Raw genomic sequence first — 23524 nt, 5'->3', positions numbered from 1 at the left:
CTCATGAGCGCCGACTTGACGGCTGCGGCCGATCCGCTGCCCGACCCCGCCGGTCACTTCGGCCGGTTCGGCGGCCGGTTCGTACCGGAGGCGCTGGTCGCGGCGCTCGACGAGCTGGACGCGGCGCACCGCGCGGCGATGGCCGACGAGTCGTTCCGGGCCGAGTTCGGCGCCCTGCTGCGCGACTACGCCGGCACTCCCTCGCTGCTCTACGTGGCGGAGCGGTTCTCCGCCAAGCTGGGCGCGCGGGTGCTGCTCAAGCGGGAGGACCTCAACCACACGGGGGCGCACAAGGTGCGCAACGTGCTCGGCCAGGCCCTGCTGACCAGGCGGATGGGCAAGCGCCGGGTGATCGCGGAGACCGGGGCCGGCCAGCACGGCGTCGCCACCGCCACCGCCGCCGCCCTGTTCGACCTCGACTGCGTGGTCTACATGGGGCAGGTCGACACCGAGCGGCAGGCGCTCAACGTGGCCCGGATGCGGATGCTCGGCGCCACCGTCGTCCCCGTCACCAACGGCTCGCGCACCCTCAAGGACGCGATGAACGAGGCGATGCGCGACTGGGTCGCCAACGTCGACGACACCCACTACCTGATCGGCACCGCCGCCGGGCCGCATCCCTTCCCGGCCATGGTCCGCGACTTCGTCCGGGGCATCGGCGACGAGGCGCGCCAGCAGTGCCTCGACCTCACCGGCGCGCTGCCGGACGCCGTCACCGCCTGCGTCGGCGGCGGCTCCAACGCGTTGGGCATCTTCCACGCCTTCGTCGGCGACCCCGACGTGCGGCTCTACGGCTTCGAGGCCGGCGGCGACGGGGTGGAGACCGGCCGGCACGCGGCCAGCATCACCGGCGGGTCCGCCGGGGTGCTGCACGGCACCCGGACGTACGTGCTCCAGGACGCCGACGGGCAGACGTGCGAGTCGCACTCGATCTCCGCCGGGCTGGACTACCCGGGCGTCGGGCCGGAGCACGCCTGGCTGCACGACAGCGGCCGGGCGACGTACCTGCCGGTCACCGACGAGGAGGCGATGGCCGCGTTCGAGCTGCTCTGCCGCACCGAGGGCATCATCCCGGCGATCGAGAGCGCGCACGCGCTCGCCGGCACCCTCAAGGTCGCGCCGAAGCTCACCGCCGAGCTGGGCCGGGAGCCGACGATCGTGGTCAACCTCTCCGGGCGGGGCGACAAGGACGTGCACACCGCCGGCGACTACTTCGGCATCCTCGACAAGGAGCAGTGAGAACGTGAGCCGGATCGGGGTGGCCTTCGACAAGGCCCGCGCCGACGGGCGGGCCGTGCTGGTCGGCTGCATGCCGGCCGGCTTCCCGACCGTCGAGGGCAGCATCGCCGCGATGACCGCCATGGTCGAGGCAGGCGTTGACGTCATCGAGGTGGAGATCCCGTACTCCGATCCGGTGATGGACGGCCCGGTGATCCAGAAGGCCAGCGACATCGCCCTCGCCGGCGGCGTACGCACCCGCGACACGCTGCGCGTGATCGAGGCCGTCGCGGCCACCGGGGCGCCCGTGGTCACCATGACCTACTGGAACCCGGTCGAGCGCTACGGCGTCGACGCCTTCGCCCGGGACCTCGCCTCGGCCGGGGGCACCGGGCTGGTCACCCCGGACCTGATCCCGGAGGAGGCCGGCGAGTGGCTCGCCGCCTCGGACGCGTACGGGCTGGACCGCACCTTCCTGGTCTCGCCGTCCTCGACCGACGCGCGGCTGGCGATGACCGTCGAGCACTGCCGGGGCTTCGTCTACGCCACCGCGATCATGGGTGTCACCGGCGCCCGGGCGAAGACCTCCGACGCGGCCCCGATCCTGGTCTCCCGCACGCGGGAGGTCACCGACCTGCCGGTCGGCGTCGGGCTGGGCGTCGGCACGGGCGCGCAGGCCGGCACGGTCGCCGGGTACGCCGACGGCGTCATCGTCGGCAGCGCGCTGATCCGCTGCCTGCTCGACGCGCCGGACGAGGCGTCCGGGCTGGCCGCCCTGCGCGCGCTGAGCGCGGAACTCGCCGAGGGCGTCCGCAACCCGACCCGCTGACCCGACCGCCCCTGCCGCCCGCCCGGTTGCCCCGGGCCAGTGGTGCGGTGTCCGGCCTGTCGTGCGGTGCCAGGCCTCCCGCCCCGCCCCGGGTCAGTGGCGCGCTGCCCGGCCTCCCGGCCCGCACCCGTCAGTGGTGCGGTGCCCGGTCGGCCGGCGGGGTGCTCCGCTGCCCCGGTGGGTGGCCCGCCGTCGGCGCCGGGGTGTCCGGGGCGGTGTCCCGCAGCACGCCGGAGCGGCCCGCCATGGCGTCGGTGAGCGCCGCCCGCGTGGTCGGGGTGAGCGCCTCGGGCAGCGCCGAGGGGTGGTGCCAGGACGGCCGGCAGCCGCCCACCGGGTCGCCGGCCGGCCCCGACCCCCGCGTACGCGCCCGGAAGACGTGCACCAACACGTCGGGCAGCGGCCCGGCCCGCCCGGCCGCCGGGGCCGGACCGACCTGCGCCGCCGGCGACGCCCCGTACCGCCCGGCGAGGTGGTAGAGGCCGACCAGGTCGACGACCTCGACCTCCCACCCCGTCTCGGCCCGGATGTCGCGGATGACCGCGTGCACGGGGCTCTCAGCCGGGCGCAGTCGCCCACCGGGCAGCCCGTGGCGCTCGCCCCGGCCCTGCCGGCACAGCAGCACCCGGCCGGCGTCGTCGGTGACGACCGCGGCGACCGCCCAGGTGAGCGCGCTCATGGACAAAGAGCCTACGGCGGCGCAAACCAGAAGTCACCGGGACCGGCGGACGGTGGACCGGGGTGCCGCCGGAGGGGGCCACGGCGGTAGCGTGTGCACCCGTGACTCTCGCCTCGCTGACTCCCCAGGCGGCCCTGCCCAGCCCCAGCACCGCCGTCTGGCAGCTCGGACCGGTGCCGATCCGGGCGTACGCGCTGTGCATCATCGTCGGCATCGTGGTGGCCTGCTGGGTCACCGAGCGGCGGCTGCGCCAGCGCGGCGTCGCCCCCGGTGCGGTCCTCGACATCGCCGTCTGGGCGGTGCCGGCCGGCATCGTCGGCGCCCGCATCTACCACGTGATCACCTCTCCGGAGAAGTACTTCGGCACCGGCGGCGACCCGATGAAGGCGTTCGCCATCTGGGAGGGCGGTCTCGGCATCTGGGGCGCGGTGGCCGGCGGGGCCGTCGGCGCGTGGTTCGCGGCCCGGCAGCTCGGCATCCCGTTCGGGGTGGTCGCCGACGCGCTGGCCCCCGGCCTGCCGCTGGCCCAGGCGATCGGCCGGCTCGGCAACTGGTTCAACAACGAGCTCTACGGCGGCCGGACCACCCTGCCCTGGGGGCTGGAGATCCACCGGATGGACCCGGACAACCCGGGCCACGCGCTGCGCGACGACGCCGGCAAGCCGATCCTCGAACCGGGCCTCTACCACCCGACGTTCGCCTACGAGCTGCTGTGGAACGTCGGCGTGGCCGCGCTCGTCCTCGTCCTCGACCGCAAGCTGCGCCTCGGCCGGGGACGGGCGTTCGCGCTCTACGTCATGGGCTACACGGCCGGGCGGTTCTGGATCGAGCTGATGCGCACCGACGAGGCGAACACCATCCTCGGCGTACGCCTGAACGTCTGGACCGCAGGCCTGGTCTTCCTCGGCGCCCTCGCCTACTTCGTACGGGTGCGCGGCCCCCGGGAGTACGTCATCCCCATCGGCGCCGCCGCGACCGCGGAGCCGGCCGTCGGCTCCGACGTCTCGCAGGTCGACCTGTCCGCGCAGGAGGCCGGCGCCCGGCCGGCGGCCCCGCAGGGCTACCGGGTGGTGAGCGAGGAGCAGTACCGGCACTGGCAGGAGACCGGCGAGACGCCGGCCCAGCCGGACGCCGAGGCCCCGTCCGACGGGCCGTCGAACGCGCCGGACACTGACGACGACCTGCCCGCCAAGTCCGCCGCCGCCGGGGACGACGGCGTGCCCGCCGGGGAGAGCCCGCAGGACCGGGCCGGGGCCACGGGCACCCGGCCCGCCGAGCGCGACAGCTGAGGAGGAGCACCCGATGCGTAGCGCGGTCGTGGTCGGCGCCGGGATCGGCGGCCTCGCGGTCGCCGGCGCGCTGGCCCGCTCCGGCTGGCGGGTCACCCTGCTGGAGCGTGCCGACCGCGTCCGCCCCGAGCCGACCGCCGTGGCGCTCTGGCCCAACGGCGTACGCGCGCTGCGCGCCCTGGGCCTCGGCGCCGGCCTGGAGGCGATCGCCACGGAGCTGCCCGATGGCGGGGTACGCCGCCCGGACGGGCACTGGCTGGTGCAGCCCCGCCCCACGCCGGCCGACCGGATGCCGGTGGTGGTGCACCGGGAGGACCTGCACGACGCGCTCATCGCCGGCCTGGGCGACGAGGTCGAGCTGCGCACCGGGGTGACCGTGCGGACGGTCCGCGCCGTCTCCGGGGAGCGCCCCTCGGTCGGCGACGGCCGGCACACCATCGAGGCCGACCTGGTCGTCGCCGCCGACGGCACCGACAGTGCGCTGCGCCGGCAACTCGCCCCCGAGTCCGGCGTGGTCAGCTCCGGCTGCGCCGCCTGGCGGGCGGTGATCCCCTGGTACCGGGCCCCGAAGCTGCCCGCCGACCGGCCCGTCGGCGGCGAGGTGCTCGGTGCCGGCTACCGCTTCGTGTCGGCCTCGCTCGGCGAGCGCGGCTCCTCCGGCGGCTCCAGCCGGGGCGGCATCTACTGGGTCGCCACCGCCGTCGGCGCGCCCCGCCCGGAGCCGCCGGAGACCCAGCTCGCCCTGCTCCGCCGCTGGTACGCGGGCTGGCCCGCGCCGATCGCCGACCTGCTCGACGCCACCGACCCGGCGGACCTGGTGCAGCAGGAGATCCGCGAGCTGCGGCCGCTGCCGAGGTCGTACGGCTTCCCGACCGGCCCGGGCGGGGTGGTGCTGCTCGGCGACGCCGCCCACGCCATGCCGCCGCACCTCGGTCAGGGCGCCTGCCTCGCCTTCGAGGACGCCGCCACCCTCGCCTCGCTGCTGCGCGAGTCCCGCCTGCCCGACGCGGTGGTCGCGTACGACCGGGTGCGCCGGCCCCGGGCGGCGACGGTGGTCCGGCAGACCCGCCGGATGTCGGCGGTGCTGAAGGCCCGGGGCCCCCTGGCGCTGCGCGCCCGCGACGTGGCCCTGGGCGCCCTGAGCCCTCGCCTGCTCTCCACGGCCGCCACCACGGCCGCCCAGTGGCGGCCCCCGACCTGACCCGTCGGGCCGATGTGCCGCCCCGAGCGCTCGGTCAGGGGGTTACCGGGGTGGGGTCGGCGATGCAGGCGGTGCCGATGCGGCGGAAGCCGACGCGCAGGTAGACCCGGGCGATGTCCTCGCTGCCCGCCGAGAGGAAGACCAGGTCGGTGCCGGCGGCCAGCAGCTCGCGGGCCAGCGTGGCGGTGACCGCCGCGCCCAGGCCTCGGCGGCGGGCGGCCGGCAGGGTGGCCACGCCGGCGATCTCGGCGACGTCGCCGACGCGCATCGCCATCCCGCTGGCCAGCGCGCCCTCGGCGGGCGTCTCCGCCAGCACGGACAGGCGCCGGCCGTCCGCGACGCGGGTCCGCTCCTCGTCGAGCGCCGCCTCGTCCAGCTCGGCCATCGCGGCGTCGCGCTGCGCGGTGCCGGCCTCGCCGGGTTCGGTGCCGGCCGCGGAGAACCCGACGGCGGCGACCGCCCGCCGTGCCGCCACGTCCGCCGCGAAGTCGGGCGCCGCCGAGTCGAGCATCCGCAGCGGTACGTCAGTGAGGGTGCCTGGGTCGGGCAGGGCGGCCGGGTCGAGCACCATCAGCGGCGCCTCCAGCACCGCCAGCCCCGCCGAGCGGGCCACGGCCAGCAGGTCGGGGGTGGTCTCGTGCACCCATTCGAGGGCCTCGGGCAGGCCGAGTTCGCGCTGCCGCTCGCGTACGGCCGTGATGTCCGCCAGCGACGGCGCACCGGTGGCGTCGAGCCGGGGCCGGGCGTAGAACGGCCAGCCGGCGCCTTCCCTGACGAACAGTACGAGCGGGCCGTACTCCTCCGTACGCGCCGCGTCCCGGGGCACCGCGTCGTAGAAGTGCTCCAACCGGCCGAACAGGTCCCTGTCAAGAGAATCCACCGCGCGAGACTACACGTCCCAGAGTCTGGAAGGTGTGATCAATCTGCACTGGCCTTGCGCTCCGGACCCTAACGTAGACTCAATAGACCCTTGAGGGCCGACGTCGTCCCGATCGAGATCCACCCTGAGCGACGACAGGAGGCCCGGTGGCCTTTCCGTACCCTCACAGCAGCCCGAAGCAGGCCCCGCACCTCGGCCCGGGAGCGCCCGCGGCCGGGCTCTACGACCCCGCGCAGGAGCACGACGCCTGCGGTGTGGCCTTCGTGGCGGACCTGCACGGGCGGCGCTCGCACGCGGTCGTGGTCAACGGCCTCGACGCGCTCTGCCGGCTGGACCACCGGGGAGCCCGAGGCGCGGAACCCAACACCGGCGACGGCGCGGGCATCATGATCCAGATTCCGGACGCGTTCCTGCGCGCGGTGGTGGACTTCCCGCTGCCGCCCGCCGGCGAGTACGCCACCGGCCTGGTCTTCCTTCCCGACGACGACGCCGCCGAGGCCCGCGCGCGCCGCGTGGTGGAGAAGTACGCGCTGGTCGAGGGGGCCGACGTGCTCGGCTGGCGGGACGTGCCGGTCGACCCGGGCGGCCTCGGCGAGACCGCCCTCGCGGCGATGCCCCGGGTGCGGCAGCTCTTCCTCGCCGCGCGCCGGCTCACGGGCTCGGCGGCCGGGCCGGCCGGGTCGCCGCTGGGCGGCGTCGAGCTGGAGCGGGTCGCGTTCTGCGTGCGCAAGCAGGCCGAGCGGGAGAGCGCCGAGCGGGGCGTGCCGGCCTACTTCCCGTCGCTGTCCGGGCGGACCATGGTGTTCAAGGGCATGCTCACCCCCGACCAGCTCCCGGCGTTCTATCCGGAGCTGTCCGACGCGCGGGTGGAGAGCGCGATCGCGCTGGTGCACTCCCGGTTCTCCACCAACACGTTCCCGTCCTGGCCGCTGGCGCACCCGTACCGGCTCATCGCGCACAACGGCGAGATCAACACGATCCGGGGCAACCGGAACTGGATGCAGGCCCGCGAGGCGCTGCTGCGCACCCCGAACCTGCCGGGCAACATCCGCCGGGTCTTCCCGGTCTGCACCCCGGCCGCCTCCGACTCGGCGAACTTCGACGAGGTCCTCGAACTGCTGCACCTGGCCGGGCGGAGCCTGCCGCACGCGGTGCTGATGATGATCCCGGAGGCGTGGGAGAACGACCCCGACATGGCCGCCGACAAGCGCGCCTTCTACCGCTTCCACGCGAGCCTGATGGAGCCGTGGGACGGGCCGGCCTCGGTCGCCTTCACCGACGGCGAGGTCGTCGGCGCCGTGCTGGACCGCAACGGGCTGCGCCCGGGCCGCTGGTGGCGTACGGACGACGGGCTCGTGGTGCTCGGCAGCGAGGCGGGCGTGCTCGACCTCGACCCGGCCCGCGTGGTCGCCAAGGGCCGCCTCCAGCCGGGCAAGATGTTCCTGGTCGACACCGTCGCCGGCCGCATCGTGCACGACGAGGAGATCAAGGCGGAGCTGGCGGCCGAGCAGCCGTACGCCGACTGGCTGCACGCCGGCCTGATCGAGCTGACCGACCTGCCCCCGCGCCGGCACACCGTCTACACCCACGACTCCGTACGCCGCCGCCAGCAGACCTTCGGCTACACCGAGGAGGAGCTGAAGATCCTGCTCGCGCCGATGGCGCGCACGGGCGCCGAGCCGCTCGGCTCGATGGGCACCGACACCCCGATCGCCCCGCTCTCCACCCGGCCGCGGCTGCTCTACGACTACTTCCACCAGCTCTTCGCGCAGGTCACCAACCCGCCGCTGGACGCCATCCGCGAGGAGCTGGTGACCAGCCTGGCGTCCACCATCGGCCCGGAGGGCAACCTGCTCGACCCGGGCCCGGCGAGCTGCCGGCAGATCGTGCTGCCGTACCCGGTGATCGACAACGACGAGCTGGCGAAGATCCTCTCCATCGACGAGGACGGCGACCTGCCCGGGTTCAAGGCGGTCCGGGTCTCCGGGCTCTACCGGGTCCGGGAGGGCGGCGCCGGCATCAAGGCCCGGCTGACGGAGATCTGCCGGCACGTCTCCGAGGCCATCGAGGACGGCGTACGCATCCTGGTGCTGTCGGACCGGGACTCCAACGCCGACCTCGCCCCCATCCCGTCGCTGCTGCTCACCGCCGCCGTGCACCAGCACCTCGTGCGCGAGCAGACCCGCACCCAGGTGGCGTTGATCGTCGAGTCCGGCGACTGCCGCGAGGTGCACCACGCGGCGGTGCTGATCGGCTACGGCGCGGCGGCGGTGAATCCGTACCTGGCGTTCGAGTCGGTGGAGGACATGATCTCCACCGGGGCGCTGGTCGGCGTGGAACCCGCCAAGGCCGTGCGCAACTACGTCAAGGGCCTCGGCAAGGGCGTCCTGAAGATCATGTCCAAGATGGGCATCTCGACGGTGTCGTCGTACTGCGGGGCGCAGGTCTTCGAGGCCGTCGGGCTGGACGCCAAGCTGGTCCAGCGCTACTTCCGGGGCACCCCGAGCAAGATCGGCGGGATCGGGCTGGACGGCATCCACGCCGAGGTCGCCGCCCGGCACGCCGTGGCCTGGCCGGCGCCGGGCGCCGTGGCGTCCGACCGGCTGGAGGTCGGCGGCGAGTACCAGTGGCGCCGCGAGGGCGAGCTGCACCTGTTCAACCCGGAGACGGTCTTCCTGCTCCAGCACGCCACCCGCAGCCGCCAGTACGACGTCTTCCGCCAGTACACGGCCAAGGTCGACGAGCTGGCCGCCGCGGCCGGCTCGCTGCGCGGGCTGTTCACCCTGCGTACGGGCGTGCGGCCCCCGGTGCCCCTCGACGAGGTCGAGCCGGCCACCGAGATCGTCAAGCGGTTCGCCACCGGCGCCATGTCGTACGGGTCGATCTCGGCGGAGGCGCACGAGACCCTCGCCATCGCGATGAACCGCCTCGGCGGCAAGTCCAACACCGGCGAGGGCGGCGAGGACGTGGAGCGGCTGCACGACCCGGCCCGCCGCTCGGCCGTGAAGCAGATCGCCAGCGGCCGGTTCGGGGTGACCAGCGAATACCTGGTCAACGCCGACGACCTCCAGATCAAGATGGCCCAGGGCGCCAAGCCGGGCGAGGGCGGGCAGCTGCCCGGCAACAAGGTCTGGCCGTGGATCGCCCGTACCCGGCACGCCACCCCGGGCGTCGGCCTGATCTCCCCGCCGCCGCACCACGACATCTACTCCATCGAGGACCTCGCGCAGCTCGTCCACGACCTGAAGTGCGTCAACCCGTCCGCCAGGGTGCACGTCAAGCTCGTCAGCGAGGTCGGCGTCGGCACCGTCGCGGCGGGCGTGGCGAAGCTCAAGGCCGACGTCATCCTGATCTCCGGCCACGACGGCGGCACCGGCGCGTCCCCGCTGAACTCGCTCAAGCACGCCGGCACCCCGTGGGAGCTGGGCCTGGCCGAGGCGCAGCAGACGCTGCTGCTCAACAAGCTGCGCGACCGGGTCACCGTGCAGGTCGACGGGCAGCTCAAGACCGGCCGCGACGTGCTGGTCGCCGCGCTGCTCGGCGCCGAGGAGTTCGGCTTCGCCACCGCGCCGCTGATCGTCGAGGGCTGCGTCATGATGCGCGTCTGCCACCTCGACACCTGCCCGGTCGGCATCGCCACCCAGAACCCGGTGCTGCGGGAACGCTTCACCGGCCGGCCGGAGTTCGTGGAGAACTTCTTCCTCTTCCTCGCCGAGGAGGTCCGCGGCTACCTGGCCGAGCTGGGCCTGCGGTCGATCGAGGAGGCCATCGGCCAGGCCGAGCTGCTCGACGTGGCCCCGGCGATCGCCCACTGGAAGGCCGGCGGGCTGGACCTGACCCCCGTGCTGCACCTGCCGGAGCTGCCGGCCGGGGCCGCGCGCCGGGGCGTACGGGCCCAGGACCACGGGCTGGAGCTGGCGCTGGACAACGAGCTGATCGCCCTGGCCGGGCCCGCGCTGGCCGACGGTACGCCGGTGCGGGTGGAGGTGGCGGTGCGCAACGAGCACCGCAGCGTCGGCGCGATGCTCGGCGGCGAGGTGACCCGCCGCTTCGGCGGGGCCGGCCTGCCCGCCGACACGATCGAGTTCACGCTGCGCGGCACCGCCGGCCAGTCGTTCGGCGCGTTCCTGCCGGGCGGGGTAACCCTCCGGCTGCACGGCGACGCCAACGACTACGTGGGCAAGGGCCTCTCCGGCGGTCGGCTCGTCGTGCGGCCCGACGCCGCCGCGCCCTTCCTCGACGGCGAGGCCGAGCCGGGGCAGCGGGCCGAGGACCAGACCATCGCCGGCAACACCATCCTCTACGGGGCCACCGCGGGCGAGCTGTTCCTGCGCGGCCGGGTGGGGGAGCGGTTCGCCGTACGCAACTCCGGCGCGGTGGCCGTCGTCGAGGGCGTCGGGGACCACGGCTGCGAGTACATGACCGGCGGGACCGTGGTGGTGCTGGGCCCGACCGGCCGTAACTTCGCCGCCGGCATGTCCGGCGGCATGGCCTTCGTGCACCGGCTGGACCGCCGCCGGGTCAACGCGGAGCTGGTCGACCTGGCGCCGCTGTCCGGGGAGGAGCAGGCGGTGCTGCACGAGCTGGTGCAGCGGCACTTCGCCGAGACCGACTCGGCGGTCGCCGAGGGGCTGCTCAAGCGCTGGCCGGAAGCGGTGGCGGAGTTCACCGCCGTGGTGCCCCGGGACTACCGCCGGGTGCTGGAGATCATGCGGGCCGCCGAAGCCGCCGGCCGCGACGTCGACGACGCGGTGATGAGCGCACTCGCGGTGAACACCGCCCCAGCTGCGCAGTCGGCGCCCTCCGCTTCGTCTGTTCCGACCCTGCCCGCCGCGCGGGTGACGGTCCAGGAGGTGGCTCGTGCCTGACCCGAACGGTTTCCTGCGCTACGACCGGCGGCTGCCCGCGCGCCGCCCGGTGCCGGTGCGGATCAGCGACTGGCGCGAGGTGTACCCGCCGGCAGGCGAGGAGCTCATCCGCGAGCAGGCCACCCGCTGCATGGACTGCGGCATCCCGTTCTGCCACGACGGCTGCCCGCTGGGCAACCGCATCCCGGACTGGAACGACCTGGTCCGCACCGGGACCTGGGACGCCGCTGTCGAGTCGCTGCACGCCACCAACAACTTCCCCGAGTTCACCGGCCGGCTCTGCCCGGCGCCCTGCGAGGCGGCCTGCGTGCTCGGCATCGGTGGCGGGCAGCCGGTCACCATCAAGCAGGTCGAGGTGGAGATCGCCGACGCGGCCGTCGCGCGGGGCGGCCTGCTGCCGCGCCCGGCCCCGGCGCCGACGGGCCGCTCGGTCGCCGTGGTCGGCTCCGGGCCCGCCGGCCTCGCCGCCGCGCAGCAGCTCGCCCGTGCCGGTCACGCCGTCACGGTGTACGAGCGCGACGACGCGATCGGCGGCCTCCTGCGGTACGGCATCCCCGACTTCAAGCTGGAGAAGGTCCACATCGACCGGCGCCTGGCCCAGCTCACCGCAGAGGGCGTGCGCTTCCGCACCGGGGTGAACGTCGGCGTCGACGTCACCGCCGAGCAGTTGCGCGCCGAGCACGACGCGGTGCTGCTCGCCTGCGGCGCGCTGCGGGGCCGCGACACCCCCGAGACACCGGGTCGCGGGCTGCGCGGCGTACACCAGGCGATGGACCATCTCGTCGCGGCCAACCGGGTGGTCGCCGCGGCGGCCGGCGGCCGGCCCGACACGGCGGTGCTGCCCGACGGCAACCCGATCGACGCGGCCGGCAAGCACATCGTGATCATCGGTGGCGGCGACACGGCGGCGGACTGCCTGGGCGTGGCGCACCGCCAGGGCGCGGCCGGCGTACACCAGTTGGACCTCTACCCGCAGCCGCCGCAGGCGCGCGACGAGGCCCGGGACCCGTGGCCCACGTGGCCGTGGCTGCTGCGCAGCTACCCGGCGCACGAGGAGGGCGGCGAGCGGGTCTTCGCCGTCGCGGTCCAGGAGTTCGTCGACGACGGCACCGGCCAGGTGCGGGCGGTGCGGATCGCCGAGGTGACCGTGGAGAAGCGCGACGGGCGGCGCATCGTCACCCCGCTGCCCGGCTCGGAGCGGGAGTTGCCGGCCGACCTGGTGCTGCTGGCGATCGGCTTCGAGGGCACCGAGGAGCAGCCGCTGCTCGACCAGCTCGGGGTCGGCCGCAACGCCCGTGGCGCGATCGACGCCCGGTCCGACTGGCAGACCGGCACCGACGGCGTCTTCGTCGCCGGCGACATGCACCGGGGCGCCTCGCTGATCGTCTGGGCGATCGCCGAGGGCCGCGCCGCGGCCGCCGCGATCCACGCCCACCTGGGCGGGACGGGCGCCCTGCCCGCCCCGGTGGACCCTGCCCGCCAACCCCTGGCCGCGCGCTGAGCCCATCGCCCGCGACCGCCGGTGCCCGCCCGGAGATCCGGGTGGGCACCGGCGTACCGCTCAGCGGGTCAGGAGCTGGTGCGACTCGCGGAGCTTGGTCCAGGACTTCGGTTCGGCGGGCGGGCCGGCCTTGCGGGCCGCGCCAGCCACCTCCGGACGGCCGGGGGTGAGCAGCCAGGTGGTGAAGAAGTCATCCAGGTCCAGACCGGAGATCCGTTCGGCCAGGGCCTGGAACTGTGCGGTGGTGGCGTTGCCGTGCCGGTGCGCGGCCGTCCAGGCCGGCAGGAGTGCGAAGAACGCCTCGTCGCCGATGGCCAGCCGCAGCTGGTGCACGGTCATCGCGCCCCGGTCGTAGACCGCGGCGTCGAAGATCCTGCCCGGTCCGGGCGCGCCCGGCGGCACCTGCCAGAACCCGTCGTCGGCCGGGTAGCTGGCGTACGTGAAGTCGAACAGCTCCTGCGCGGTGCCCTCGCCCTGCTCCTCCGACCAGAGCCATTCCGCGTACGAGGCGAAGCCCTCGTTCAGCCAGATGTCGCTCCAGTCCGTCAGCGAGACCGAGTTGCCGAACCACTGGTGGGCCTGCTCGTGCACCACCACGTAGGTGTTGGCGCCCCGGCGCCAGAAGCCCGGCCCGTACACCGGGCGGGTCTGCGTCTCCAGGGCGAAGCCGATGCCGTCGACGGGCCCGGCCACGCCGCCCTGCGCCTCGAACGGGTACGGCCCGAAGATCCCGCTGCACCACTCGACGACCTCGGCCGTGCGCCCGATGCTGGCCCGCGCGGCCGGCCCCAGCTCGCCGAGGCCGGCGCTGTACGCGTTGACCACCGGCTGTCCGTTCGGCGCCGTGTCGGTGACGATGTCGTACTGGCCGATGGCGAGGAACGACAGGTAGGTGGCGGTGGGTGAGGTGGTCCGCCAGCTCCACCGGGTGCGGTTGCCCGCCTCGGCCAGCGGCGGGCGGGGCTGGACGCCGTTGCTGATCACCTCGACGCCGGTCGGCACCGAGACGGAGACGTCGAAGGTGGCCTTGTCCTGCGGGTGGTCGTTGCTGGGGTACCACCACCAGGCCGACTCCGGCTCGTTGACCACCATCGCCCCGTCGGCGGTGCGGGTCCAGCCGGTGTAGCCGCCGACCAGCGTCTCCGACGGCACGCCCGAGTAGCGCACCACGATGGTGAGCTGCCTGCCGGCCGGGATCGCGCGGCGCGGGGTGACCGCCAGCTCGTGCACGCCCTCCCGGGTGGCCGTGGCCTGCCAGCCGTCGACCCGCACCGACTCGACGTCGAGCAGGAAGTCCAGGTTGAACCGGGACAGGTCCTCAGTGGCCCGGGCCAGGATGGTGGTGGTGCCGGTTAGCAGGTCGGTGGCCGGGTCGTAGCGCAGCCGGACGTCGTAGTGCTGGACGTCGTAGCCGCCGTTGCCGTAGTCGGGGAAGTAGCTGTCGCCCAGTCCCGGGCCGCCGGGTTGCGGTGCGGCGGCGGGGACGGGCCGGCCCAGGGCCGGTGGGGCGGCCTGGCCGGGGGTGCCGGCGACCAGGCCGCCGGCGGTGGTGACGGTCAGGGCGGCGATGGCCGCCGTGAGAGCGCGTCGCACGGGGTGGACTCCCTCCGTCGGGGGTGTACGCACCGGCCAACCTAATCGACGATCGTGAACCTGTCGGTCCCGTCGCCCGATCCGACCCATTCCATTGATCTGAATGTTTCGATAGCATTACCGCCTGGTAACAAGCCCCCGTCCCTGGCCACGCGCGCGGTCACCGGGCCCACCACCCCCTGTCCCGTGGAGGTCCCCTCATGCCCCACCGCCCGCTGGCCCGTGCCCTCGCCGCGCTGGTCGCCCTGTCCACCGCCGCCCTCGGTGCGCTGCTCGCCCCCGGCACCGCCCAGGCCGCCGCAGCCGTCAACTACGTGGCCCTCGGCGACTCCTACTCCTCCGGCGTCGGCGCCGGCCCGTACGACCCGTCCACCTGCCTGCGCAGCCAGAAGTCGTACGCCCCGCTGTGGGCCGCCGCGAACGCGGTCACCAGCTTCACGTTCCCCGCGTGCGGCGGCGCCGTCACCTCCGACGTCATCAACAACCAGGTCGGCTCGCTGAGCGCCAGCACCACCCTGGTCACCATCACCATCGGCGGCAACGACGCCGGCTTCGCCGACGTGATCACCAGCTGCCGCTTCGGCAGCACGTCGAGCTGCACCAACGCCGTCAACGAGTCGAAGGCGTTCGCCACCACCACGCTGCCGGGCCGGCTGGACGCCACGTACGCGGCGATCCGGAACCGGGCCCCGAACGCGCGGCTGATCGTGCTCGGCTACCCGCGCCTGTTCGAGACCGGCTCCTGCGGGCTGCTGGCGATGAGCACCTACAAGCGGACCATCCTCAACGAGGCCGCCGACGTGCTCGCCACCGTCATCTCCGGCCGGGCCGCCGCGGCCGGTGCCACGTTCGCCGACACCCGCCCCTACTTCGCCGGCCACGGGGTCTGCGCGGCCGACCCGTGGATCCGCGACGTCAGCGGCGTCATCGAGGCGTACCACCCGAACGCCGACGGCTACCGGTACGGCTACCTCCCGGCCCTCAACGCCGTCACCGGCTGACCGCCCCACATGTAAGGGAGGTGCCCTTCCTGTCGCCTAGGCGATAGGAAGGGCACCTCCCTTACACCTCAGCCGACGCGCCCGGCTTCGTCACTGTCCGGTGTCGCCGGTGTCCGTTAGGGTCCTTGTGGATCAGGTGGGACGACGGCGACGGGAGCGAGAAGTGGGCAGGCTCGCGTCGGCGTACGGGCAGGCGGTCGCCGCCCACCGGGCCGCCCGCGTCCACCTCGAGAACGCCCGCGCCGCGTGGCGTGCCGCGCCACCGCCCGCCCCACCGGCGGCCGACCCCGACCTGGTCGCGCGGCTGGCCCGCGTCGGCGGCGCGCTCGCCGCCCCCGCCCCGGGCACCCCGCTGACCGGTACGCCCCGGCCGGTCCGCCTCGGTGAGGCGATCACCGCTGGCGGCGGGTTCCCCGTGCTGGTGCCCCTCGGCGGCGGGCATCACCTGTCCGTCGACGTCGACGCCCGGGACCCGCGTACCGCAGCGCTGCTGCGGGCCGTCGTCCTGCGGATGCTGGCCACCGCGCCGCCCGGTGGGCTGCGGGTCGCCGGGCTCGACGCCGCCGCCCTCGGGGCCACCTTCGGACCGCTGCGCCCGCTTGTCGACGCCGGGGTGCTCGACCCGCCCGCCACCACCGAGGCGGAGGTGGCCGCGCTGCTCGACGACGCGGAGCGGCACGCCCGCGCCGCCCGTAACGGCGACCGCGTCGACCAGGAGCTGTTGCTGGTGGTGGCCGCGTCCGCCCCGTCGCCCCGGGAGGCCGCCCGGCTCGCCGCGCTCACCCACGCCGGCCCGGCCGCCGCCGTCTGCGTCCTGGTCGGCGGCTGGTCGTCCGGGCCGTCGGCGACCCCACCGCCGCCGCTGGGCACCACCACCGCGCTGCGCCTGACCCCCGACGGGTACGCCCACGTCGGCGACCCGCCCGGCGCGCCGTTCAGCCCCGACGGCAGCGGGTTGGCCGTGCCGGTGCTGCTCGACGGCGATCCGCCGCCGGCGGCCGTGTCGGCCCTCGCGGAGCACCTCGACGCCGCCGTCCGCCGCCAGGCCGCCGTGGGCTTCGCCGAGCTGCTGCCCCCGCACCGGTGGACGGAGTCCGGCCGGGCTGGCCTGCGTACCGTGGTCGGGCGCGCCGGCCGGGACGCCGTCACGGTCGCCTTCGACGACGCCACCCCGCACTGGCTCGTCGGCGGGCGCACCGGCGGCGGCAAGACGGTCTTTCTGCTCGACGTCCTCTACGGGCTGGCCGCCCGCTACTCCTCGGCCGAGCTTCAGCTCTACCTGCTCGATTTCAAGGAGGGCGTGAGCTTCACGGAGTTCGTGCCGACCGAGCGCGACCCCGCCTGGCTGCCGCACGCCCGCGCGGTGGGCATCGAGAGCGACCGCGAGTACGGCGTCGCCGTGCTGCGCGAGCTGCGCCGCGAGCTGAACCGCCGGGCCACCCTGCTCAAGCGGCACGGCGTCACGAAGCTCGCCGACCTGCCCGCCGACGTCGCGGCCCCCCGGGTCGTGGCGGTGGTCGACGAGTTCCAGGTGCTGCTGGCCGGCCGGGACGCCATCGCCCGCGAGTCGGTGGACCTGCTGGAGGAGTTGGCCCGCAAGGGCCGCTCCTACGGGGTGCACCTGGTGCTGGCCAGCCAGAGCACGACCGGCATCGAGGCCCTCTACGGGCGGGCCGAGGCCGTCTTCGGGCAGTTCGCCCTGCGGGTGGCACTGCCCGGAGGTGGCGGCGTGCTCGACCGCGACAACCCCTCCGCCGCCACCCTGAGCGTCGGCACCGCCGTGCTCAACACCGCCGCCGGGGCCGCCGGCGCCGACTCGGTCGTCCGCTTTCCCGATGCGCATGCCGAATCCGGCGTGCTGGCCCGGCTGCGCCACGAGCTGTGGCAGGCCCGCCCGGCGGGTGCCCGTCCGCCGTCGGTGTTCCGGGGCTACGAGGGGGCCCGCGTCGAGGACGACACCACGTTCGCGGGTCTGCGCCCCGGCGGCCGGCGTCCCCTGGCGCTGGTCGGCCGCACCGTCGACATGGACGGCACGTCCGCGCTGTTCATGATGGACACCAGTCCCGGCCGGCACCTGGCCGTCGTGGGCACCGCCGTCACCGCCGCCGAGGTGCTGCGCGCGGCCACCCTCAGCCTCGCCCGCCAGCACGGCCCCGGCGAGGCGCTGTTCCTGCTCGCACCCCTCGTGGCCGCCGCCGACCCGGCCGTCGACGACACCGTCGCCGCGCTCGTCGCCGCCGGCCACACCGTGGAACGCCTCGACGCGCACGCCCTGCGCGACCGGATCGTGGCGCTGGCCGCGCCGGCCCCCGCCCCGCACGCGGCGCCCGGCCCGGACGCGACGGCCGGCGCGGCGGGATCCACGGGTGCGGGGCCGGGCCGCAGCTACCTGGTCGTGTTCGGGATGGACGCCGCCTCCGCCGTGCTCGCCGCCGCTGATCCGGTGACGTTCCGTTCCGCCCACGAGGACCTGCGTGCCCTGCTCCGTCAGGGGCCGGGGCGCGGCGTGCACCTGCTGGGCTGGTGGCGCGGCCTGCGCCGGCTCGCCGACGACCTCGGTGGCACCCAGAACCGGGACGACGTGGCCTGTCTGGTCGCGCTGAACGTGACCGGCGCCGAGCTGGGGCTGCACCTGGGCGTGCACGATCTGGCCTACGAGCCGCGCGCCGACCGGGCGCTGCTGGTCGACCGGCACGACCAGCGGGTACGCCTCATCGTGCCGTTCACCCGCGACGGGCACCCGCCGGACGGAGAGAGCTGAGTGTCCACCTTCGAGGACTACGCGGCGCTGGCCCGTCATCTCGCCGCTCAGCGGCAGGCCGGCGAGCAGGGTGCCGCCGCCGAGTCGGCCCGCCAGCGGGACCTGCACGCCGCCGTCGACTACCTCGACCGCCGGCTCACCGCGCAGGGGCAGCGCCTCGACCAGATCGGCCACACGATCGGCAGTCCACCCCCGCCCCCCGGCCAGCCCGCCCCCGGCGCCCCACCGGGCGGCCCGGTTCCGGCTGCGCCGACGTCGGGCGGCCCGGTGGCGACTGCGCCCACGTCGGGCGGCCCGTCGGCCGTCGGGGTGCCGTCGGCCGGGCGGCCTGACGGGTTGCCGCCACCGGGGACGGGATCGATCGGCGGCGCAGCCGCCGTGCCGGGGCGGCCGGGGGTCGGGGCGTACCCCCAGGGGAGCCCGGGGGAGACGGCGCTGGCGGTGCCGGGCGGGGTGCCCGCGCCGCGCGCCGGGGAGCTGGACCCGGCGGCGGAGCTGGAGTCGGCGCGGCGCTGGGCCGACGAGGCCGACCGGCTGGGCCAGCAGGTCGAGCTGCTGGCCCAGCGCCCGGCGCTCCTGCCGGGTTGGTCACCGATGGCCCGGGCGCTCGCCGTCTATCTCGGCTGTGCCGGCGTCGGCGTGCTGCTGATGCTGGTCATGGTGCTCGCCTCCGGCGTCGGGGCGCTCGGCCTCGGCACGCTCTACACGTGGATGTGCGCCGGGTTGCCCGCCGTGTCGCTGATCGCCGGGTGGCTCATCCTCGGTCGCTGGGGCACGCCCGCCGTGGTCGTCGGCACGCCGCCGCGCTACCCCCTGCTGGGCATCCTGATCTGCTTCCTGGCAGTCCCGCTGGCCTACTGCGGCTACCTGCTGATGTTCCGCGCCCTGCGCTGACGCCGCGCCGTCGCGCCGGGCGGCGGTCTCGGTGGCGGCGAGGAAGGCGTCCAGCTCGGCGGGGGTGAGCCCTTCGTCCTCCAGCAGCGCCAGGAGCAGCACCGTGCCGGCGGTCACCGCCGGGGCGGTGCCGGGCGGCGGCGGGCGCTCGCCCAAAGCCGCGCCGAGCAGCGCCTCCGCCAGCGTCGGGTCGACGTCCACGCCGGTCAGGTCGTAGCGTTCCCGGGCCGCCGCGACGAACCTGATCAGCGGCGCGCGGTCCTGCCCGGCGACGAACCGGCGGCGCGCGGCCACCAGCAGCGCCCCGGCGAGCAGGTCGGCGTAGCGCAGCCACTGCGGCTCGGTGAAGCGGCGCAACCGGCGGTCGTGCCGGCCGAGCCGCCCGTCGAGCAGGCTCCGTAGGGCGGTCGTCGGGTCGTCGGTCATGGGCGGTGCCACCTTCCTCGCTTCTGTCGGCTGCGCGGCAGGCCCGCTCCGGCCCGCCGGTCGTGCCGTCTGGCGTTGGCGACGACCAGGTCGGCGGCGGCCTGTGCCCCCTGTGCCGTCGCCCGTGCGGTCGCTGATGCGTCCGCCCGCGCTGGAGCGACCCGCCGGGGCGGCAGCGCGGGTGCCGGCTCCGGTGTGCCGGCCAGGGCCGCCGCCCACCGGTCGATGGCCCGGCCGCCGTGCGCCAACCGCGCGGCCACCAGGTCCAGCCGGGCCACGGCCGCCCGGAACCGGCTCGCCGCGGCCAGGTCGCTCAGATCGCGCGCCGCGCCGGGCCGCTGCGGCAGGGCGCCCCCGCCGGTGGGGTCGGAACGCTCCCGGTGGTGGCTGCGGCGGATCCGGTCCTCGGCTGCCGCCAGCCACCATCGGGTCCTGGCGGCCTCGGCGGCGGCCCGGTCCGCGTCGGCGCGGGCCGCCCGCAGCCCGGCGAGCAGGTCACCGGCGCTGCCGGAACCGGCCCGGGCCACGCCGAGCCCGGCGTGCACGAGGCTCAGCGCCCGCCAGCATTCGGTCACGGCGTCCTGCCAGGGCAGCCGCCGGCCGGGCGGTCCCGTGCCGTGCAGCAGCCCGCCGGCCCGGTCGGCCGCCGCGATGGTCGCCAGCCAGGCGTCCCGAAGCCGATCGACGGCACGCGCGTGCCCTGGCAACTCCGGTGGCGCCGGCCGGCCTCGGGGCGCCGGCAGCACTGGCGACGCCGGGCGGATCGGCGGCGGGGCGTCGCGCCGGTCACGGAGCCGGGCCCGCGCGGCGCGCTGCACGTCGCAGGGGCCGGGCCGTCCGCACCTGCGGCAGATCCCGGTGTACGCCTCCGTGTCGTGCTCGACCACCGTCCGCCGCGCCTCGACCAGCTCGCACAGGACGTGGTGGCGCAGCTCGTCGGCGTTCACAGGGTGACCCTGGCGTGCTTGACCAGGCGAGCGAAGCTCACCTCCGGGCACGGGTACGGCTCGCCGCACCCGCACATCCAGCGCGTCACGGGCCGGGGCGGGTGGGCGAACAGCACGTCGTCCGCGTCCTCGACGTCCTGCGCCGACGCGAATTCCGTGCCGCTGGTGGGTGGGGTGTGTTCGCCGGGTGGCATGTTTGGTTCGTAGGGCACGAGGGTGTCTCCCGTCCGTCGCTGGCGGTGCGGAATCCAGCCGGGGCCGCGTGCGGGCGGCCACGGCACGCCCGGCCGACCGGGGGGATCGACCGGCCGGGCGCTCTGTGCGGTGGGGAAGAACCAACTCCGTGGTTGCTGACCAGGGGAGCCGGCCGAAAGACAGCTTTACATGTGCGCCCATTCAAAGCAAGGCCTGATCGGCATAGGAGGTCATTTCTTGCCATGTAAAGCGTCGACGTGATCAAATAGCGGTGCTGACCAGGGAGTCCACATGCCCGCCAAACCCAAGTGGGAGCGGCTCGCCGACCATCTGCGCGCTCAGATCGAGTCGGGTGAGCTGCCACCCGGAGCCAAACTGCCATCGACCGCTGAGCTGTGTTCGGAGCACAAGGTCTCTGCGATCACCGTGCGCCAGGCCATCTTCAAGTTGCGTACCGAGGGTCTGATCGAGGGCGTTCAGGGTGTCGGCGTCTTCGTCGTGGACGAGTGACGTCCGAGCGTGTGGTTCAGCACTGCCGCCGCTGAACGATCCGGGTTGCGTCTCGGACTTCCGTAGATCTTGGCAGCTTTCGGCCCTCAGTAGGGCCGGAGATTTCCAAGATCTAGTCGCCGGTGCTGTCTTCAGGTGATCGCACGGTCGCGCTCGGTACGTTGATCTCGTACTCTCCTCTGTGGCCGTCGCTCGTGCGGGGCGCGGCCCGTCAGGAACCGGGGGAGGGCGTGTGAGTGCAGCGGAGATGATCGCCAGGTTGGCGGCGGCGTCGCAGAAGCTGGATGAGGCGAAGGCGAAGACGGCGGCGGCTGCCCAGGACGCGGCCGAGGCGCGGCAGCTCGTTGCGGGTGCACTACAGGGCATCGGGGCCGGGCCGCTGATCGGCATGATCGACTCGTACCGCGAGGCGCTGATGCGGGCGGCCCAGGGAAGCGAGCCGGCCAAGCAGCAGGTGCAGGAGACGATCGCCAAGGTACGCGCGCTGGGAAACTGAGCACGGGTGGTGGCGGCATAACCAGCCAACCACCCGTGGTGCTTCGACCATCTATTCCGGACGGTGCCAGGTCGACCGCAGTCGAACGCCCCTTCGATAGAGGTACAAGATCGGTTAACCGGCGCGAGGCGCCCCCTCCAGCCCGCCGAGAGCGAGTCAGCTCAGAGGCGGTGGCCGTTGGAGGGACGACCGCGACCTTCGTGTGGTCCACCTTCGTGGAATTCCTTCCGGTACTACCGAAGGCTGTGGGTGGCATGGTGTTGGCTGGCGTGTCGACATGGAGCGCCGTCAAGGCATTACGCGCGAGACGACAAACGCGAGGAGGGTCAGATGCGGATCGATGAGGGCGTCGAGCAGCAGGTGCGGGCAGCGCTGCACCATGTGGTCAAGCAGCAATCGGAGGAATTCGACGCCGCTCTCCGATCTTTCCCCGACGACCGCTCCCGCCGTGATGCCCTGGAGTTGCTCGTCGCGATCACGTACTACACCTTGGTTGACGCCTACGGCAGGCGACCTTCCCTGGAGGAGGTCCACGAGGTTGCCGCATCCGTTGCTGAGTCCGAACGATGGGTTCCACTCTCGCACAGCGAGGTCGAGCGGTATCTCAACCAGGTTCTCGGTGGGCAACCCCTGACCGATGCACTGGAGCCGGAGGCCGCTGTTCTGCTTGCGTTCGTCGTCGCTGGCAGCCTGCTTTCCTCACGTCCTCAGGGCGAGGGGGAGTGGTGGTTCAACTATCTGGACAAGGTGGAGGCGGCGATCGAGGCGGCGGGATGAGCTGGGTGTCCGAGCCGGTGACGCGTGACGGTGGGGTGCTGGACGGGTTCCACATCCGGCAGGTGCCGGGTGACGTCGGCACCGAGGTCTCCGACTTCGCCAGCGAATGGGACGACGTCCGGTTCGCCACGCGGGTCTGGGAACGGCAGATCGACGACGGTCACCAGGTCGACCTGCGCGTCCACGTCCTGCGGGGCGAGCGGCTGACCGACCTTGCCGCGCTGCGCGACTTCCTCACCGAGTACCACGAGCGCGATCCCGACGACTGGCCGTTGACCGAGTTCATGCGCGGTGACGGTGCGGGACTTCGTGACGACTTGCAGGCGTTCTGGCTTGCTGAGCCTGGCGTCGCCGTCAACGTGCTGGTCGCCGCCGACCTGGCGGGCGAGGGGCCGCTTCTCGCAACGGCGCTTGGAACCGTGGCGGTTTCGGATCGAGACGGCTAGCCCACCGGCTCGTCGTGCAGCAGGTCAGTCGCCTGGTCCAAGGCGGCCGCGAATTCGTCTGGTGCGATTCTGGCGACGAAGACCTTGCCCACGTCTTCAGGGAAGGGATGGTCGGCTCGCCGGAACGCGAAGACGATCACCAGGTCATCGTCGAGGTAGGCGTAGCACGACACGTTGTCGACGATCTCGCTCCACTGCATGAACCAGTACTGCTCGCGGAAGTCTGTCTCGTCGGCCTCAAGCCGCCGGAAAATCTCCTCCGGTGACTGTTCGGGAGAGGGGCAGGACTGAATCGCGCGCCGGCGTACATGCGCTGCCGCAGTGCGCATGTAGTAGCAGAGAGACGGTACGTGGGCCACGTTGTCATGGGTCGTCAGCTTTTTGCCTGCCGCCCATAGGTCGACGACGCGAAGGTTGGGAGACAGGGTCTCGCCGACCTCGACGCCGAAGGTGTCCCGATTGCCGAATCGTCCTGTCATCAGCCCAGCAAGCAGCCAGCCAGCCAGCCCGGCGGCGCGGCTGCTGACGGCGTGAACAGAAGGGCCGGTGGTGATCAGGCGCGCTCGACCACGATCACTGGGATCTCCCGCTCGGTCTCCTGCTGGTAGCGGGCGTACGTCGGGAAGACCTCCGTCATCACCTGCCACAGCCGGGGTCGCTCCTCGGCGGTGGCGGTGCGCGCCGTGCCCTGGAACTTCTCGGCCCCGACCTGCACCTCCACCTGCGGGTCGGCGCACAGGTTGAGATACCAGGCGGGGTGCCGTGCCGCGCCGCCGTTCGACGCCACCAGCAGGTAGCGGTCGCCGTCGCGGCCGTAGAGGAGCGCGGTGCGCCGCAGCGTGCCGGACCGGCGCCCCCGGGTGGTGATCAGCAGGGCGTCGTAGCCGTGGTACTTCCCGCCGTCGGCGCCATCGGTCGCCAGGTAGCGCTGCACGTGGCTGGCCACCCACTCGACCGGACTGTCCTTAATGGTTTCCCCCATCGGCCCAGCCTAGCGGTCGCGCCGCGACGGC

General features: G+C 74.2%; 20 protein-coding genes. 13 read left to right on the top strand and 7 right to left on the bottom strand.

What is annotated here, in order from left to right:
• The first annotated feature begins 3 nt into the window (after window positions 1-3).
• Together trpB and trpA are read left to right on the top strand one after the other, a co-directional pair.
• Window positions 4-1239 carry a tryptophan synthase subunit beta gene (gene trpB, locus AC0OO9_RS05425; protein WP_484516047.1) on the top strand — a complete coding sequence of 412 codons (1236 nt, stop codon included), beginning with the start codon at window positions 4-6 and terminating at the stop codon, window positions 1237-1239.
• A gap of 4 nt (window positions 1240-1243) precedes the next feature.
• A complete protein-coding gene (gene trpA / locus AC0OO9_RS05420; protein ID WP_132236378.1) occupies window positions 1244-2047 on the top strand; it encodes a tryptophan synthase subunit alpha in 804 nt (267 codons plus the stop codon).
• Between the two features lie 130 nt (window positions 2048-2177).
• Here trpA and AC0OO9_RS05415 read toward each other — a convergent pair whose 3' ends face one another.
• A complete protein-coding gene (locus AC0OO9_RS05415; protein ID WP_484516046.1) occupies window positions 2178-2726 on the bottom strand; it encodes an NUDIX hydrolase in 549 nt (182 codons plus the stop codon).
• Between the two features lie 101 nt (window positions 2727-2827).
• On the opposite strand from AC0OO9_RS05415, the gene lgt reads away from it, so the two are divergent.
• Complete coding sequence (gene lgt, locus AC0OO9_RS05410; protein ID WP_484516045.1) at window positions 2828-4015, top strand: prolipoprotein diacylglyceryl transferase; 1188 nt, start codon at window positions 2828-2830, stop codon at window positions 4013-4015.
• 13 nt (window positions 4016-4028) lie between these two features.
• Window positions 4029-5216: an FAD-dependent oxidoreductase gene (locus AC0OO9_RS05405; RefSeq protein WP_484516043.1), complete on the top strand. Its 1188-nt coding sequence runs from the start codon at window positions 4029-4031 to the stop codon at window positions 5214-5216.
• Window positions 5217-5250: 34 nt separating this feature from the next.
• Here the strand turns inward: AC0OO9_RS05405 and AC0OO9_RS05400 are convergent, their stop codons facing one another.
• Window positions 5251-6096: a GNAT family N-acetyltransferase gene (locus AC0OO9_RS05400; RefSeq protein WP_484516042.1), complete on the bottom strand. Its 846-nt coding sequence runs from the start codon at window positions 6094-6096 to the stop codon at window positions 5251-5253.
• Window positions 6097-6242: 146 nt separating this feature from the next.
• Here AC0OO9_RS05400 and gltB point away from each other — a divergent pair, with 146 nt between their 5' ends.
• Both gltB and AC0OO9_RS05390 read left to right on the top strand, forming a co-directional pair.
• A complete protein-coding gene (gene gltB / locus AC0OO9_RS05395; protein ID WP_484516040.1) occupies window positions 6243-10964 on the top strand; it encodes a glutamate synthase large subunit in 4722 nt (1573 codons plus the stop codon).
• Window positions 10957-12465 carry a glutamate synthase subunit beta gene (locus AC0OO9_RS05390; RefSeq protein ID WP_484516039.1) on the top strand — a complete coding sequence of 503 codons (1509 nt, stop codon included), beginning with the start codon at window positions 10957-10959 and terminating at the stop codon, window positions 12463-12465. The genes gltB and AC0OO9_RS05390 overlap by 8 nt, the downstream gene beginning before the upstream one ends.
• Window positions 12466-12525: 60 nt before the next feature.
• On the opposite strand, the gene AC0OO9_RS05385 is transcribed toward AC0OO9_RS05390, so the two are convergent.
• On the bottom strand, window positions 12526-14058 hold the full coding sequence (locus tag AC0OO9_RS05385) for a M1 family metallopeptidase (protein ID WP_484516038.1): 1533 nt from the start codon (window positions 14056-14058) through the stop codon (window positions 12526-12528).
• Between the two features lie 200 nt (window positions 14059-14258).
• Here AC0OO9_RS05385 and AC0OO9_RS05380 point away from each other — a divergent pair, with 200 nt between their 5' ends.
• From AC0OO9_RS05380 to AC0OO9_RS05370, 3 genes are all read left to right on the top strand, one after another.
• On the top strand, window positions 14259-15059 hold the full coding sequence (locus AC0OO9_RS05380; RefSeq protein WP_484516036.1) for an SGNH/GDSL hydrolase family protein: 801 nt from the start codon (window positions 14259-14261) through the stop codon (window positions 15057-15059).
• Between the two features lie 163 nt (window positions 15060-15222).
• Complete coding sequence (locus AC0OO9_RS05375) at window positions 15223-17820, top strand: FtsK/SpoIIIE domain-containing protein (protein WP_484516035.1); 2598 nt, start codon at window positions 15223-15225, stop codon at window positions 17818-17820.
• Window positions 17821-18714, top strand: coding sequence for a hypothetical protein (locus AC0OO9_RS05370; RefSeq protein WP_484516033.1), 894 nt, complete (start codon window positions 17821-17823; stop codon window positions 18712-18714).
• Window positions 18715-19136: 422 nt separating this feature from the next.
• Here AC0OO9_RS05370 and AC0OO9_RS05365 read toward each other — a convergent pair whose 3' ends face one another.
• Window positions 19137-20087, bottom strand: coding sequence for a hypothetical protein (locus tag AC0OO9_RS05365; protein ID WP_484516031.1), 951 nt, complete (start codon window positions 20085-20087; stop codon window positions 19137-19139).
• On the bottom strand, window positions 20084-20281 hold the full coding sequence (locus tag AC0OO9_RS05360) for a hypothetical protein (RefSeq protein ID WP_484516029.1): 198 nt from the start codon (window positions 20279-20281) through the stop codon (window positions 20084-20086). The genes AC0OO9_RS05365 and AC0OO9_RS05360 overlap by 4 nt, the downstream gene beginning before the upstream one ends.
• 292 nt (window positions 20282-20573) lie before the next feature.
• Here AC0OO9_RS05360 and AC0OO9_RS05355 point away from each other — a divergent pair, with 292 nt between their 5' ends.
• From AC0OO9_RS05355 to AC0OO9_RS05340, 4 genes are all read left to right on the top strand, one after another.
• Window positions 20574-20792, top strand: coding sequence for a winged helix-turn-helix domain-containing protein (locus tag AC0OO9_RS05355; protein ID WP_484516027.1), 219 nt, complete (start codon window positions 20574-20576; stop codon window positions 20790-20792).
• Between the two features lie 232 nt (window positions 20793-21024).
• Entirely contained in the window at window positions 21025-21288 is a 264-nt protein-coding gene (locus AC0OO9_RS05350; protein WP_484516025.1) for a DUF6244 family protein, read from the top strand.
• Between the two features lie 330 nt (window positions 21289-21618).
• Window positions 21619-22065, top strand: coding sequence for a hypothetical protein (locus AC0OO9_RS05345; RefSeq protein WP_484516024.1), 447 nt, complete (start codon window positions 21619-21621; stop codon window positions 22063-22065).
• Window positions 22066-22070: 5 nt separating this feature from the next.
• On the top strand, window positions 22071-22511 hold the full coding sequence (locus AC0OO9_RS05340) for a hypothetical protein (protein ID WP_484516022.1): 441 nt from the start codon (window positions 22071-22073) through the stop codon (window positions 22509-22511).
• Here AC0OO9_RS05340 and AC0OO9_RS05335 read toward each other — a convergent pair.
• Together AC0OO9_RS05335 and AC0OO9_RS05330 are read right to left on the bottom strand one after the other, a co-directional pair.
• Window positions 22508-22990 (bottom strand): hypothetical protein, encoded by a 483-nt coding sequence (locus tag AC0OO9_RS05335; protein WP_484516020.1) that lies wholly within the window; start codon window positions 22988-22990, stop codon window positions 22508-22510. The genes AC0OO9_RS05340 and AC0OO9_RS05335 overlap by 4 nt on opposite strands.
• 74 nt (window positions 22991-23064) lie before the next feature.
• A complete protein-coding gene (locus AC0OO9_RS05330; RefSeq protein ID WP_484516018.1) occupies window positions 23065-23493 on the bottom strand; it encodes a nitroreductase family deazaflavin-dependent oxidoreductase in 429 nt (142 codons plus the stop codon).
• Window positions 23494-23524: the final 31 nt, after the last annotated feature.

The sequence above is a fragment of the Micromonospora sp. USAFONa4 genome (genome assembly GCF_057197825.1).
The sequence above is the reverse complement of the archived record's forward strand: the minus strand, read 5'-3'. Positions and strand labels throughout refer to the sequence as shown.